This window comes from Kitasatospora sp. NPDC088264, from assembly GCF_040685715.1.
In the GTDB taxonomy this organism is placed as follows: domain Bacteria; phylum Actinomycetota; class Actinomycetes; order Streptomycetales; family Streptomycetaceae; genus Kitasatospora.
Map to the genome: position 1 here is coordinate 21,144 of NZ_JBFBIR010000014.1, position 14,089 is coordinate 35,232.

14 protein-coding genes and 1 CRISPR repeat array (1 of these 15 running past the window's edge) are annotated in these 14,089 nt (G+C 71.5%); of the genes, 7 read left to right on the plus strand and 7 right to left on the minus strand.

Annotated features, from left to right (window positions below; all coding sequences use genetic code 11):
• Positions 1–41: 41 nt before the first annotated feature.
• From AB0O82_RS13925 to AB0O82_RS13945, 5 genes are all read right to left on the minus strand, one after another.
• Entirely contained in the window at positions 42–941 is a 900-nt protein-coding gene (locus tag AB0O82_RS13925) for an LLM class F420-dependent oxidoreductase (protein WP_363583319.1), read from the minus strand.
• Positions 942–1,118: 177 nt separating this feature from the next.
• Entirely contained in the window at positions 1,119–1,934 is an 816-nt protein-coding gene (locus AB0O82_RS13930) for an ABC transporter permease (protein WP_363583321.1), read from the minus strand.
• 13 nt (positions 1,935–1,947) lie between these two features.
• The gene (locus AB0O82_RS13935) at positions 1,948–2,802 is read right to left on the minus strand and encodes an ABC transporter permease (protein WP_363583524.1); all 855 of its coding nucleotides are present in this window, start codon (positions 2,800–2,802) and stop codon (positions 1,948–1,950) included.
• A gap of 62 nt (positions 2,803–2,864) precedes the next feature.
• Positions 2,865–4,130: an ABC transporter substrate-binding protein gene (locus AB0O82_RS13940; protein ID WP_363583323.1), complete on the minus strand. Its 1,266-nt coding sequence runs from the start codon at positions 4,128–4,130 to the stop codon at positions 2,865–2,867.
• A 62-nt stretch (positions 4,131–4,192) separates the two neighbouring features.
• A complete protein-coding gene (locus AB0O82_RS13945; RefSeq protein ID WP_363583325.1) occupies positions 4,193–5,215 on the minus strand; it encodes an ABC transporter ATP-binding protein in 1,023 nt (340 codons plus the stop codon).
• 389 nt (positions 5,216–5,604) lie between these two features.
• Between AB0O82_RS13945 and AB0O82_RS13950 the strand changes: the two genes are divergently transcribed.
• Positions 5,605–6,267, plus strand: a complete 663-nt coding sequence (locus AB0O82_RS13950) for a GDSL-type esterase/lipase family protein (RefSeq protein ID WP_363583327.1) — start codon at positions 5,605–5,607, stop codon at positions 6,265–6,267.
• 58 nt (positions 6,268–6,325) lie between these two features.
• On the opposite strand, the gene AB0O82_RS13955 is transcribed toward AB0O82_RS13950, so the two are convergent.
• A complete protein-coding gene (locus AB0O82_RS13955) occupies positions 6,326–7,765 on the minus strand; it encodes a carboxylesterase family protein (protein WP_363583329.1) in 1,440 nt (479 codons plus the stop codon).
• A gap of 120 nt (positions 7,766–7,885) precedes the next feature.
• Positions 7,886–8,803 carry an MBL fold metallo-hydrolase gene (locus AB0O82_RS13960; protein ID WP_363583526.1) on the minus strand — a complete coding sequence of 306 codons (918 nt, stop codon included), beginning with the start codon at positions 8,801–8,803 and terminating at the stop codon, positions 7,886–7,888.
• Positions 8,804–9,025: 222 nt separating this feature from the next.
• Here AB0O82_RS13960 and AB0O82_RS13965 point away from each other — a divergent pair, with 222 nt between their 5' ends.
• The 6 genes from AB0O82_RS13965 to AB0O82_RS13990 all read left to right on the plus strand — a co-directional run bounded on the left by AB0O82_RS13965 (position 9,026) and on the right by AB0O82_RS13990 (position 13,597).
• The gene (locus tag AB0O82_RS13965; RefSeq protein WP_363583331.1) at positions 9,026–9,934 is read left to right on the plus strand and encodes a helix-turn-helix transcriptional regulator; all 909 of its coding nucleotides are present in this window, start codon (positions 9,026–9,028) and stop codon (positions 9,932–9,934) included.
• A gap of 414 nt (positions 9,935–10,348) precedes the next feature.
• The gene (locus tag AB0O82_RS13970; RefSeq protein ID WP_363583333.1) at positions 10,349–10,981 is read left to right on the plus strand and encodes an HAD family hydrolase; all 633 of its coding nucleotides are present in this window, start codon (positions 10,349–10,351) and stop codon (positions 10,979–10,981) included.
• Between the two features lie 98 nt (positions 10,982–11,079).
• Positions 11,080–12,264, plus strand: a complete 1,185-nt coding sequence (locus AB0O82_RS13975; RefSeq protein ID WP_363583335.1) for a helix-turn-helix transcriptional regulator — start codon at positions 11,080–11,082, stop codon at positions 12,262–12,264.
• Between the two features lie 255 nt (positions 12,265–12,519).
• Complete coding sequence (locus AB0O82_RS13980) at positions 12,520–12,996, plus strand: hypothetical protein (protein WP_363583337.1); 477 nt, start codon at positions 12,520–12,522, stop codon at positions 12,994–12,996.
• Positions 12,993–13,181: a hypothetical protein gene (locus AB0O82_RS13985; RefSeq protein ID WP_363583339.1), complete on the plus strand. Its 189-nt coding sequence runs from the start codon at positions 12,993–12,995 to the stop codon at positions 13,179–13,181. Before AB0O82_RS13980 ends, AB0O82_RS13985 begins: the two co-directional genes overlap by 4 nt.
• Positions 13,157–13,597, plus strand: a complete 441-nt coding sequence (locus AB0O82_RS13990) for a hypothetical protein (RefSeq protein ID WP_363583341.1) — start codon at positions 13,157–13,159, stop codon at positions 13,595–13,597. The genes AB0O82_RS13985 and AB0O82_RS13990 overlap by 25 nt, the downstream gene beginning before the upstream one ends.
• Positions 13,598–13,978: 381 nt before the next feature.
• A CRISPR array of direct repeats spans positions 13,979–14,089; the repeat unit is 29 nt; unit sequence GGAGCAATCCCCGCGAGCGCGGGGCCGAT; it runs 346 nt beyond the window's last position.

The window sequence follows — 14,089 nt, forward strand, 5'->3', positions numbered from 1 at the left end:
ATCCGTGAGCTCGGGTCCGGTGCTCGCCGGAATCCGTGAGTTCAGGCCCGGAGCGGCAGCCTCTGGGCGATCCGGGCCAGGTGGTCGAGGTGCTCGCCGCCGTGGTACCCGGCGTGCATGGGGTCGACGACCAGGTGTGTGGCGCCCGCCTCCGCCCACCTCCGGGCCCGCTCCTCGATCCCTTCGAGGCCGTACCGGAGTTCGACCGCGCCCTCCACTCCGATGTCGTCGGCCCGGCGACCGGCTCGCTCGGCGGCGGTGGCGATCGCCTCGATCTTCTGGGGGACGTCCGGCTTGAACTCGCCTCCGTGGTACCAGCCGTCGGCCATCCGTCCGATGCGGTCCAACACGATGTCGCTCCACCCGCCCATCCAGATCGGGATCGGTTGCTGGAGCGGCCGCGGTTCGAGGCCCACACCGACGACGCGGTCGAAGTCGCCTTCGAAGTCGACGATCTGACGGGTCCACAGGGCCCGGAGAAGCGACACCTGTTCCTCGATCCGCCGTCCGCGCGTCCGGAAGTCGGCGCCCATCGCCTCGTACTCGACCGGGTTCCAGCCCACGCCGATCCCGAGCCGCAGCCGGCCGCCGCTGAGGATGTCGGCCTGTGCGGCCTGCTTGGCGACGAGCGCCGTCTGCCGCTGTGGGCAGACCAGGACGCCGGTGGAGAAGCCGAGGTCCGGGCAGAGGGCCGAGAGATGGGCGATGGTGGTGAGCGGCTCGTGGAACGCGGTGTTGATCGAGTAGGCCGCCGCCGTCCGTTGCGCGCCGCCCGGGAACCGGGCGCCGTAGCCGGGCCGCGAGTCCGGGTCCACCCCCACCACGTGGTCGTTCACCACGAGGTAGGAGAAGCCGGTCCCGGCCGCTTGCAGGGCCCAATCGCGGATGACCGCACGATCCGAACCGATCTCCTGCGAGGGGAACCTGATGCCAGTCAGCATGGTCACTCCTGAGCGCTTCGTCTCGAAGACGTGCACGCTGCCGCGGAAGCGCGAACAGCGCCGTGACACGGTGAGCAGGGCCGGTGGCCGTCGGGGGAGGGCCTCCGACACCCGCAGGCAGCCTGCGTAATCCAGGATACGACGATGTCAACGGCGCCTCTCCTCGGCGGTGCCGACTCAGAGGCCGCGCCCCTCCAGCGGCTCGCCGGACAGGCGCTGCGCCAGGTAGACCGGCACGACCGCCAGGACGATCAGCACCGAGGCCACGACGTCCACCACCGGGCCCTGGTTGGGCCGGGCCAGATTCTCGAAGATCCACAGCGGCAGCGTCCGGGTGCCGGGGCCCGCGGTGAAGGTGGTCACCACGATCTCGTCGAAGGAGAGCGCGAAGGCCAGCAGCGCCCCGGCGAGCAGCGCGCTGCGCACGGCCGGCAGCGTGACGTACCAGAAGGTCTGGAAGGTGTCCGCCCCGAGGTCCGCCGACGCCTCCTCGACCGACGGCGCGATGCGCCGCAGCCGCGCCGACACGTTGTTGAACACCACCACGATGCAGAAGGTGGCGTGCCCGACGACCACGGTGAACAGGCCGAAGCCCACCCCGAGCGGGGTCAGCACGGTGCGGAACGCGGCGTTGAGCGCGATGCCGGTGACGATGCCGGGCAGGGCGATCGGCAGGATCAGCAGGAAGGAGACCGACTGCCGGCCGAAGAACCGGTACCGGGTCGCGGCGAAGGCCGCCATGGTGCCCAGGACCAGCGCCACCGCGGTCGCGCCGAGCCCGGCCTTCAGCGACGTGGCCAGCGCCTCGCGCAGCCCGGTCTCCTGCCAGGCGGCCGTCCACCAGCGGGTGCTGAAGCCGGACGGCGGCCAGGCGAAGGAGCGCGAGGCGTTGAAGGAGTTCACCAGGACCAGCAGCAGCGGGGCGTAGATGACGGCGAACCCCAGGGCCGTCGCCGTCCGGAGCAGGATCCGGGCACCGCGGGAGAGTTGCATCAGGGCCTCGGCCTCACAGACTGTCCAGCGCGCCGGTGCGGCGCACGGCGAGCAGGTAGCCCACGATCAGCAGCACCGGGACGCAGGACACCGCGGCCGCCAGGGGCAGGTTCAGCGTCACGTTGGACGCGATGACGTTGCCGAGCATGGACGTGGTGCCGCCGACGATCTGCACCGTCAGGTAGTCGCCCAGGCTCAGCGAGAAGGTGAAGACCGACCCGGCGATGAGCGCCGGCCTGGCCAGCGGCAGTACCACCGTGCGCAGGGTCCGCCAGGGGCCGGCGCCGAGGTCCGCCGCCGCGGCGAGCAGGCTGTCGGGCAGCTGCCCGAACGCGGTGCACAGCGGCAGCACCATGTAGGGCAGCCACAGGTACGCGAGCACCATGACCACCGCCGGAACGCCGAAACCGGGGGAGTGCCCGCCGAAGGGGGCGGCGACCCAGTCCAGGACACCGCCGTGGCTGAGCATCACCCACCAGGCGTAGGCCTTGACCAGGTAGCCGGCCCACAGCGGCGTCAGCACCGCCACCAGCAGCAGGCGCCGGCTCCCTGGCCGGGCCACCCGGGCGATGAAGAAGGCCATCGGGAGGGCGGCCACCGCGTCGATCACCGTCACCGACACCGCGATGCCCAGCGTGCGCACGGCGACCGTCCGGTACTGCGGATCGGTCAGCAGCGACCGGAAGTTGTCGACGGTCCAGCGCTGTTCGACGGCGGAGGTGAACGCGTTGGTGCTCCAGAACGCGGACAGCAGGAGGACCGCCAGCGAGCCGAGGTACGCCAGCACCAGCCAGGTCATCGGCGCCGCCAGCAGCGCCGCGAGCCGCAGACCGGGGCGCCGGTCCAGCAGCCCGGCCAGCCGGCGCATCGGGGTGCGCGTCGGAGTGCGCGCGTCGGTGTGCGCCGGGGTGCGTGCCGCGGCGGGGGCGCTCACGAGCTCTTGATCCCGTTCCAGGCGGTGACCCACTGGGCGTACGCGGTGCAGTCGTCGCGGCCGCTGCCGTCGGCGCACTGCGCGGTGGGCGTCGTCCAGTAGTAGACGTCCTTCCACCAGTTCTCGTCGGTGGCGTGGTAGTCGGCGCAGAAGCCCGGGTTGTCGGTGATCTGCGCGCAGGCCTTCGAGTTGGCCGGGGCCTCGCCGAAGTACTCGGCGACCTGCGCGTTGGCCGACGGCGAGACGATGTAGTCCATCCACGCGTAGGCGCAGTTGGGGTGCTGGGCGTGCGACGAGACCATCCAGGTGTCGGACCAGCCGGTGGAACCCTCGACGGGCAGGATCGCCTGCGTCCTCACCCTGCCCTCGGCGGCGACCGCCCGCTGGATCACCTCCCAGGTGGTGCCGATCAGGGCGTCGCCGGAGTCGAACGCCGCCTGCTCCTTGGTGTAGTCGCTCCAGTAGGAACCGACCTGCTTCTTCTGGACCTTGAGCAGCGCCACCGCGGCGTCCAGTTGGGAGGAGGTGAGGGCGTAGGGGTTCCTGATGCCGAGCTCGGGCTTGGTCCTCATCAGGTACAGCGCGGCATCGGCGATGTAGATCGGGCTGTCGTACGCGGTGAGGTGCCCGGCGTAGGGCGAGTCCGGGGTGAAGACCGCACCCCAGGAGGTCGGCGCGGGGGTGACCTTGTCGGTGTTGTACATCAGCAGGTTGGCGCCGCGCCCGTGCGGGATTCCGTACGGCACGTCCTTGACCGAGTTCCACGGGCGGTTCTTCAACCCGGGGTAGACATCGGCGTAGTTGGGGACGAGCGCGGTATTGACCGGCGCGACGTCGCCACCCGCGATCAGGCGCAGCGTCGCGTCGCCGGAAGCCGAGACGGTGTCGTACTGGCCGGTCTTCATCAGCGCGACCATCTCGTCCGAGGTGCCCGCCACCTTCAGGTTCACCTTGCAGCCGGTCTGCCGGATGAACGGGGTGACCCAGTCGACGGCCTTGTTGTCCTGCCCGTACTCGACGTAGCCGGCCCAGGCGACGATGTTGACGGTGCCCTCGCCGGGGCCGAGGGACTTCTGCGCGGGGATGTCCGGTGCGGTGAACCCGCTGCCCGTGCCGCCGCCGCCGGAGTTCGATGCGCACGCCACGGGAAGCAGCAGGGCGGCCGCAGCCGCCAGGGCGCTCAGGGGGCGGCGGCGGACGGGGCGGCGGCGGACGGGGCGGCGAAGCAGGGTCCGGCGGCGTAGGGGGCGTGTGGTGCTCATGAACTCGATCGCTTTCGTCAAGGGTTGTTCGTCAAGGGTTGAGGGTCAGGAGTTGACGCGGGTCAAGGGTTGATACGGACGGTGTGCTGTCGCCGCCAGGCCAGGAGGACGCTCGCCCCCCGGCGGCGGGAGACATCGGCACCGGAGGCGTCGAGACCGGAGCCGTCGAGGTTCTGCCGGACGGCCACCAGCCGCCCGCCCGCCGCCAGGTCGACCAGGAAGCGGGTCTGCGCGCCGGCGTAGACGACCTCGCCGATCGTCCCGGTGACGCCGTACTCGTCGGGCCCCGTCAGGTCGTCCGGACGGGCGATGCGGATCTTCTCGGGGCGCACCGAGTACGTCCCGGGCCGGCCGAAGACCTGCTCGGCGCAGGCGCCCCGGAGCAGGTTCGAGGTGCCGACGAAGCCCGCCACGAACGCGGTGGCCGGTCGCTCGTACACCTCGGCGGGAGTGCCGACCTGCTCGATCCGGCCGGCGTTGAGGACCGCGATCCGGTCGCTCATCGTGAGCGCCTCGTCCTGGTCGTGGGTGACGAGGACGAAGGTGATCCCGGCCTCGCGTTGGATCTGCTGGAGTTCGAGCTGCATCTCCAGCCGGAGCTTCAGGTCGAGGGCGCCGAGCGGCTCGTCGAGCAGCAGTACGGACGGGCGGTTGACCAGCGCCCGGGCCAGCGCGACCCGCTGGCGCTGCCCGCCGGACAGTTCGGCGGGGCGCCGGTCACCGAAGGAGGGCAACTGCACGCTCGCCAGCGCCTCGGCCACCCGTGCGGCCCGCTCCGCCCGCGGCACCCGCTTGACCTTCAGTCCGTACTCGACGTTCTGCCACACCGACAGATGCGGAAAGAGGGCGTAATCCTGGAACACCGTGTTGACGTCGCGGTCGAACGCGGGCAATCCGGTGACGTCGACCCCGCCCAGCAGCACCCGGCCGGCGCTCGGCGCCTCGAAGCCCGCGATCATGCGCAGTACCGTGGTCTTGCCCGACCCGGACGGCCCGAGCATCGAGAAGAACTCGCCCGGCCTGATCTCCAGATCGATCCCGTCCACAGCGCTGACCACGCCGAACGCCTTGCTGACCCCGGACAACGCGACCGCACCGGGCGCGACCGGACGGCCGGCCGAGCGGCCCGACGAACGGCCCGACGTACGCTCCGGCGGGCTCGGGAAGGAACCGGCGGACGGACTGGGAACTGGGCTGGACGTCATCCGCACCTCGGTCTCGCGGTCTCTGCTGTCGGATCCGCGACTGCTGAATCCTCTGAATCTTCGACTGAAGCAGAAAAGCCACCGGCCCGGGTGGCGGCGGCCCACCGGCCTCGGGGGCCGTCAGCGCGATGACGGTGGCGTGCCGGTGATTGTCAGCCCGATGACGGCGAGGTCCGACACCTTCGAGAGGTCCGGCCTTGCCCCTCCTCACCCGAATTCACGTTCACATCAGCCGAATTCACGTCCACGTCCACGTCCAAGGAGCGCACATGACGATCACCATCCGACCGGGAAGCACCGTGATGTTCACCGGCGACTCGATCACCGACTGCCAACGGCAGCAGAGCGAAGCCGGCCTCGGCTACGGCTACCCGCTGCGCGTCGCGGGAGAGTGGGGACTCCGGCACCCGGACCGGCCCGTGACCTGGCTGAACACCGGGAACGCGGGCGACAAGGTGATGAACCTCGAAGCCCGCTGGCAGACCGACGTGCTCGACGCCCGACCGGACGTGGTGTCGATCCTCGTCGGAGTCAACGACATGGGCTGGCACACGCTGGACCCGGAGGGGCGCGTGATCCCCGCGGAGGAGTTCGAAGCGGGCTACGACCGCCTGCTCGCGCCCCTCGCCGAGACGGGCGCACAGCTGATCCTCATCGAGCCGTTCCTCCTGCCGATCCACGACGTCATCGAGGCCGGCGCCGCCCTCATCGGAGCGGAAGAACGACGGCAATGGCGCACCGACCTGGACCCCAAGATCCAGGCCGTGCGCCAACTCGCCCGCACCTACGGCGCGCACCTGCTCGCCGCCGACGGCATGTTCGCCGAGCTCGCCGCCGCGGCCGGCCCGGAGCACTGGTCCGAGGACGGCGTCCACCCGACGCCCGCCGGCCACGCCGCACTCGCGGCAGCCTGGCTGCGCCTGGTCGCCTGACCGCGCCCGCGTCCACCCGCGACCTGGCGACCATCCGCGACCCATCCGGTGAGGAAGCTCAGCTGCCGAAGACCTCCACCACGGGCCGGCGCAGGTCGTAGGCGCCCCAGCCCGGGTCCCCGGTGCCGGCGAACGCGACCCAGGCACCGTGGACCCGGGCTGCGAGCCCCGCCGGGGCGGGGTCGGGGCCGAGCAGCCCGGTGTCCCCGTGCAGCCACGGTTCGTCGGCGACGTCGAACACGAAGGGCAGTTCGACCGTGTGGGCGGCGCCGAGCCGCCCGCCCAGAGCCGTCGAGCGGTACCCGAACGAGTAGCGGTGCGTACGGCCGCCCGAGATCCGGGCGTGGGCCTGTGCCAGACGCGCCGTACCGGCCTCGAACAGGGCCCGCCCGAGCACGGCGGAGCGCAGCTCGCCCGGTGTCGCGCCCGGCCGGGCCGCGCGGTGCGCGGCGAGGGCGGCCTCCGGGTCCGCGTGCACCCAGGCGGCGACGGCTAGCACGTCGGCGTCCGTGGTGGACTCCAGACCGCCCTGCGGGACGACGTAGAGGTGCCCCTCCTCGGTGTTGGTGCCGATGAGCAGATCGACGTCGGCGGCCGGGCCGTCGGCGAGGGCGTCGGCGGGCTGCGCCGGCAGGACCAGGCTGAACGGGCTGAGCCCGGCCAGCGGGTCCGAAGCGGCGTCGGTCCGCAGATCCAGGCCGGCCAGCGCGGGCAGGACCGCCACGAAACGCTCGTCCGGGACCAGGGCGAACGCCTCCACGGTCGGCTCGACGCCCAGCGCGGCCGCCACCGCGGCGGTGACCCGCTGTGCCTGCTCCGGGGTGAACGCGCCGCAGCCGTTGCCGCTCTGGACGATCGCCCGCCGGAACAGACCGGCGGCCGCCGGAGTCGCGAGCAGCGCGCCGACGAGCGTGGCGCCCGCGGACTGGCCGAAGACCGTGACGTTCCCCGGGTCGCCACCGAAGGCCGCCACCGAGCCCCGCACCCACCTGAGCGCGGCGAGCACGTCGAGCAGCCCGCGGTTGGCCGGAGCGCCCGCCAGCTCCAGGAACCCCGGCACGCCGAGACGGTAGTTCACCGTCACCAGGACGACACCGTCGCGGGCGAACGCGCCGCCGCCGTAGAGCGCCGCGCGGTTCGAGCCGGTGACGAACCCGCCGCCGTGCACGAAGACCATGACGGGGCGCCCGCCCCCGTCGGCGGCCGGCGTGTGGACGTCGACGGTCAGGTACTCCTCGCCGGGCACCCAACCCGGCCCGAAGTAGGGGCTCATGTCGAGCCGGCCGAAGTCCCGGGCCGGCTGGGGGGCGGTCGGCGAGGGCCTGCCGCCGTCACGGACACCCGGCCAGCCCGGGTGCGGCACGGGCGCGGCGAACCGGCCGGCACCGACCGGCGCCGCCGCGTACGGGAGGGCGCGGAAGCGCTCACCGGACTCGTCACGGACGCCGCGCACGGCGCCCGCCGGGGTTTCGACGACCGGATCTGCCTGTCGGGGCACGGGATGACTTCCTCTCTGGAAGGGAACGAACGGGACATCGATCGGGAGATCTCCGGACGGGACGTCGGGACGTCGGGACGTTGGGACGTCGGGAGGTCGGGAGGTCGGGAGGTCGGGAGATCAGGAGATCCGGGAGAAACCCGCCCACTCCTTGACCGCGAACTTCGACCCGCTGCGCGCGACCTCCATCGCCCCCCGGCCGCCGAAGTGCGCCGGGAGGACGAGCGCGTTGTTCTCGGCGGCACGGCCGAGTAGCTTGCGCCGGGTCGCGCGGGACTCCGCCGGGTCCTCGCAGAAACAGGAATTGGTCTCCGGCTCCGCGATCTGTAACGCGGTGTGCACCAGATCCCCGACGAACAAGGCCTGGTCGCCGCCGGACTCCAGGGTGAGCACGGACGAGCCGGGAGTGTGCCCGGGAGCGAGATCGAGCCGCAGGTTCCCGTCGATCCGGTACGTCCCCTCCCACAGGTGCGTCAGCCCCGCCGCGTGGACCGGCGCGACGCTGTCCTCGAACACGTTCTGGTTCCCCCGGCCGAACACGCTCCTGTGCCCGTTGGCCGGGTCCCAGAACTCGAAGTCCCGCCGGGGCATCAGATACGTGGCGTTCGGGAAGGTCGGCACCCAGTCCCGGCCGTCGAGACGGGTGTTCCAGCCCACGTGATCGACGTGCAGATGGGTGTTGACCACGACGTCGACGTCCTCGGGCCGCACGCCGGCAGCGGCGAGGTTGTCGAGGTAGCCGGTGTCCAGGCGGCTCCACACCGGCGCGTAAGGGCGGTCCTTGTGGTTGCCCACGCCGGTGTCCACGAGGATCGTGCGCCCCTCGCTGCGCAGCAGCCAGGACTGGATCGCCGTACGGCACTCGTCCGTCTCCGGGTCCCAGAAGTCGGGCACCAGCCAGTCGCGGTGCTCGTCCCACGAGCCGTCGGGGCTGTCCGGGAAGAACTGGCCCGGCGCCAGCCCGGCCGAGCCGTAGAACTCCTTGACGCGGGTGACGGTGACGTCGCCCAGGGTGATCTGTTCGGGGTCCTGGCCCATGTGCTGATCCATGTGCTGGCCCATGCGCTGATCCATGTCGTGATCGATGTTCTGGTTCATGTCCTGATCCATGCGGTCCGTCCTCGGGTCCGGGATACGCGGCCGAATCGGCGGCCGACTGAGACCGATCCTTGACACCCGGACGGGCACCAGCCACTCCCGGCTTGTCCTACCCCTCGCAGGGTGTGGCAGGGACCGGGCCGCCCGTCGAATACTGGGGCGATGAACGGACCAGGCCCACTCGGCGCCTTCCTCCAAGCCCGGCGGGCGCAGCTGCGGCCCGAGGACGTCGGCCTGCGCGACCTCGGGCCCCGCAGACGGGTGGCCGGGCTCCGGCGCGAAGAACTGGCCCAACTCGCGGGCGTCAGCGTCTCCTACTACACCCGGCTGGAACAGGGCCTGTCCCGCGGGGCCTCCGCCGAGGTGCTCGACGCCATCGCCGGCGCCCTCCTGCTCGACACCCACGAACGCGCCCACCTCGACCGGCTCGCCGACACCGCCCGCCACACGCCCCGGCCACGCCGCCCACGGCCCGAGAAGCTCGCCGCCGAAACCCGGGACCTCCTCCGCGCCGTCGACGGCGTCCCCGCGATCGTGCTCGGCCGCCGCACCGACGTCCTCGCCTGGAACACCCTCGGACACGCCCTGCTGGCCGGCCACCTCGACGTCCTCAGCCCGGACGACCCGGCCCGACGCCCGAACATGAGCCGGATGCTCTTCCTCGACCTGCACTGCCGGGAGCTGTACGCGGACTGGGAACGCAAGGCGCGCGCGGTGGTCGGCAACCTGCGCATCGCCGTCGGCAGACATCCGGAGGACGCGCTGCTCGCGGAGTTGATCGGCGAACTGACCATGAAAAGCCCGGAGTTCGTCGCCCTGTGGGCAGACCACCGCGTAGTGCCGTGCGACGCCTCCTCCTACGAGCTGCACCACCCCGTCGTCGGCACGGTCACGGTGACCCAGCAGACCCTGTCCATCGCTCGCTCACCAGACCAGGCGCTCATCGTGTGCACCACCCCCGCCAACTCCCCCTCCGAGCAGGCCCTCACCCTCCTCCGCCACGCGGCCGCCAGTTGGGCACCGCACGCGTGCGGCGCGGGCGCTGCCGAGGAGCCGCGTCGGCAGACGTAGGCAGGGCAGCGCTACGGTAGCCGGGCCCGTTGTAACGGCGCCGCCTCGGCCCCTGCTACGCGGGACGCAGCAGGGCTCGCGGTCTTCCCCAACCGCCAGCACCGACACGGCCAGGCAGACACAGGCCCGCAAGAGCCCGCACAAGGCCAAGGGCACCAAGCGGACCTCGAAGGAGCGCAAGGACCCGAAGGCCTCCTACGACCCGTGGCAGGAACTCGCCAGCGACCGCCCTCATCGGCAGTAAGAGGCACCACTGGGAAGCCGATGACCCCACGCGGACGCCGACCGTGAACAGAGTTGAGCAATTCCCGCCAGCGCGGGGCCGATCCTTCGGTGGTGCAGTACCCGGCGATCGGGCTGGAGCAATCCCCGCGAGCGCGGGGCCGATGACCGGGTCGGGCGTAGGCTCGGTCCATGCCCATCCGCTCTGTGGTGTTCGACATCGGCGAGACCCTGACCAGCGATACCCGGTACTGGGGCGGCTGGGCCCGCTGGCTTCACGTTCCCACGCACACGATGTCGGCCCTGGTCGGGGCCGTACTGGCTCAAGGTCGGGACAATGCCGACGCGATCCGCATCGTACGCCCGGGTGTGGACGTGGCCGCCGAGTGGCGCGCCCGGCAGGCAGTTGGCCAGGGCGACTACCTTGACGAGGCCGACCTCTACCCGGACGTCCGTCCGGCGCTGGCCCGACTCCGGGAAGCGGGGCTGTGGGTCGGGATCGCCGGCAACCAGAACGCCGCGGTGACCGAGCTGCTGTACGACCTCGACCTGCCGGCCGATGCGATCGCCACGTCCGGCGAGTGGGGGGTGTCCAAGCCGAACCCCGGCTTCTTCGCTCGGGTGACGGCGTGGGCGCCTGGTGAGCCTCACGAGATCGTGTACATCGGCGACCATCCGACGAACGACGTGACACCTGCCCAGGCTGCCGGCCTCCGAGCCGCGCACCTTCGCCGCGGTCCGATCGGGCTCACGTCGACCGCGCCCACTGCGGACTGGACCGTGAACTCGCTGACCGAACTGGCCGAGGTGCTGGTCGGCCAGTAGCAGGACCGCCCCGGCGGCGTGACCGCCGGGGCGAATCCGCCCGACGCCGTACAAGCGCCGGTACCGTTCCGAGTGCGACCACGGAACGGAGCCACACTATGCCCGTAACCACCGCCACCGCACTCGGTCAGCGAATCGAAACCGCCCGCCTGGCCAGCGGGTTGACGCGTCGACAGCTGGAGACGTTGTCCGGCGTCTCGTACAGCACGATCCGCAAGGTCGAAGGCGGCGAGCGGTCCCCGGGTGACGGAATCCTGGAGGCACTGGCCCGTGCTCTCGACCGCACTCCGGAGGATCTGCTGGACGGCCCCGGTCGTACCGACAGCCGGGTGCACGACGCCATCCCCACCCTGCAGCGCGCGATCGCCGCGTACGACCTGCCGGAGGACGGCCCGGTCCGGTCGCTGCCGCTACTCGCGGCCGACGTCGAACGGGCAGTCGAGGACCGCGTGCAGTCGCGGTACGCACATCTCGCCGAACAGATGCCGCAGTTGCTCAGCGAGTTGTTCCGCGCAGTGGACCAGGCTCGGGGAACTGACCGCGAACGGGCCGCCCGCCTCCTCGCGCTGGCGATCAGGTCGGCGGACGCGGTGGCCTATAAGTACGGCTACGGCGACCTCTCGGGCCGACTGATCGAGCTGATGAGATGGGCGGCATCGATCGCCGCTGATCCCGCCCTCGAAGCCGCCGCGGCGTACGTACGTATGGAGACGTTCTTCTCTGTCGGCCAGCTCGGCCCTGGCTTGCGGTTGCTTCGGACCGCCGTCGACCGGATGCCAGCCCCGACGACGGAGCCGCTCGCTGCGGCTGCTGCCGCCCTGCACATGCGCGCGGCGGTCGCTGCCGGCCGTATGCGGCGCGCGGACGAAGCGCGTGAGCACCTGCGAGACGCCGAGGCGCTGGCCAGCCGGGTGCGGGAGCGGCTCTACAACGGTACGGCGGTCGGGCCTGACAGCCTGGAGGTCCACCGGCTTTCGGTGGCCGTGGAGCTGGGCAAGCCGCAGGATCTCCAGGACGCGGTGGTGGCGGCGGCCCGCTGGGCACCACCGCGCGAACTGCCAGCTGAGCGCCGGTCGCACTACTACATCGACCTCGGCCGGGCCCAGATGCTCCTCGGGCAACCGCAGCACGCGAAGGAATCACTGCTGGTCGCGAGGCAAATCGCCCCGCAACACGTTCGCGAACACGGTCAGGTGCGGACGGAGTTGGCCACGATGGTTCGGCTGTCGCGCGGCCGGGACGAGCAACTGCTCGCTTTCGCTCGGTGGGCCAGGGCTCTGTAAAAGGGGGTGCCACAGGTTGTGGCACTTCCGGGGGTGCCCGACAGGGACGCTTAGAGGCGTGACAGGGACACCGACGCCACAGGTTGTCGAACCGGGGTCAATAAGCCCCGCTCGACTCCACGGAGAAGCGTGTATCGACTGTGGCTCGCCCGAACCGCCTCTGGTAGCGGCTGGTCACGTCTACACGTCGACTGGCCCGACCACGGCGCCGCTCGGCTGGCCGGTCGCGGCTCACCCGAAGTGCAAGGAGACGGCATGTTGACCGACGAACTCACGGTCTCGGTGGACGGCCACTTGGAGCCGGTCACCGCGCCGGCACTGCAGGCACTGGACATCCTGTGGCTGACGGTACGCGAGCTGCCGATGGACAGCCTCCAGATGTGGGCGATGAAGCGGCTGTTTGGCAGCCGCAGCGCGAGCGAGCTGGAACACAGAATGAACGGCGACGAGATCATCGACGTCACGGTTAGCCTGAACGACGGCAGCCTCGTGATCGCGCGGGTGTCGTGCGGCGACGGGCTGACCTGCCGGCAGCGCGTTGCAGCCCGCTACCGCCCGGAGCGGGTGGAGCGACCGGCGGGCCGCCCTGATCAGTGGGTCGTCCTGGACCTGGTGACCGGCTACCCGGCCACCGATTGGTTGTCCTCCGAGTCCGCCGCCCACGAGTGGATCCGCCGAAAGGTGCAGAACGCGAACTACCAGACCGGTCCGGCCCGACGGACCGCCGAGTGAGCGCCGTCGGCGGTACACCGGTCGCGGCCGAGGACCGGATCGAACGGGGTCTGTGTACCGTCTGCGGGCGCGAGGTGGCCGGCCGCGTCCTGCGGGCCCTCACCCCGTACATGGCCGAGGTCGAGCACTGCCCGCCCCTGGACGCCCCGAAGGTTGCGCTGTGCAGGACCAAGACCCGGCGCTGACCGCCATCGACGACCAGCTCACTGCGGCGAGCGCCGATATCGACCAACTGCTCACTGTGGCAGGCGTACGTAGGGGCCCGGCCGTCGACATCGGGGCGGCCCCAGCCTGGGTGCAGACCTCCATCGCGGCCATGGGCCGTGCCATCGACGACGGCACGCTGCAGGTCTGCCGGCACCTCACCGGCCCACAGCCGTGCGCCCTTCAGGCCGAGGTCCCAACCCGCATGATCTGCCTGACCTGCTTCGCGCAGGCGCGGGCCTACCGCACCTGCGCGTCCTGCGGCGCCCCGGCCGGGGCGCCGCCCCCGTACGGCGGGGTGGAGGACCTCATGCGGGTCTGGGTCGTACTGCACTCCCGGGTCCTCTGCATGTCGTGCGCCCGTCCCACCGGGATTGGCGGGACGTTCGGCAGCTAGGCCACTGGCCACGTCACGATGGTGACCCCCAGCAGGAGGAGGACGCGATGGGCGGCACAGTACCCCCAAACGCACAGGGCCGGTGGCAAGAGAAGGGCCGCGGCTCCCGAGGCCCGACCCGGGTACACAAACGCCCCACCATGCCGCCGGACGATATCCCGGCGGTACCGGAGGTTGAGGAGTACGAGATGAACCCGCAGAAGGACCCCAGCGGTGGCTCGGGCGGGATCGGTGGGCCGAAGTCACCGCCGGCCGCCCCGAAGACCCCGCCCCCGCCGAACGACCCGCCGCCGAACCCCGAGAAGTGACTCCCTGGCCGGCCGTACGGCGGTGCGACCGGCCAGGGCTTACCCGTGGAACAGGCGCCAGAGTGGCACACCAAGAGCAATCCCCGCGAGCGCGGGGCCGATCACGGCCAGGAGGGCGCGTTCGGCCGGGTTCGGGAGCAATCCCCGCGAGCGCGGGGCCGATGAGTACTCGACCGAGCTGAAC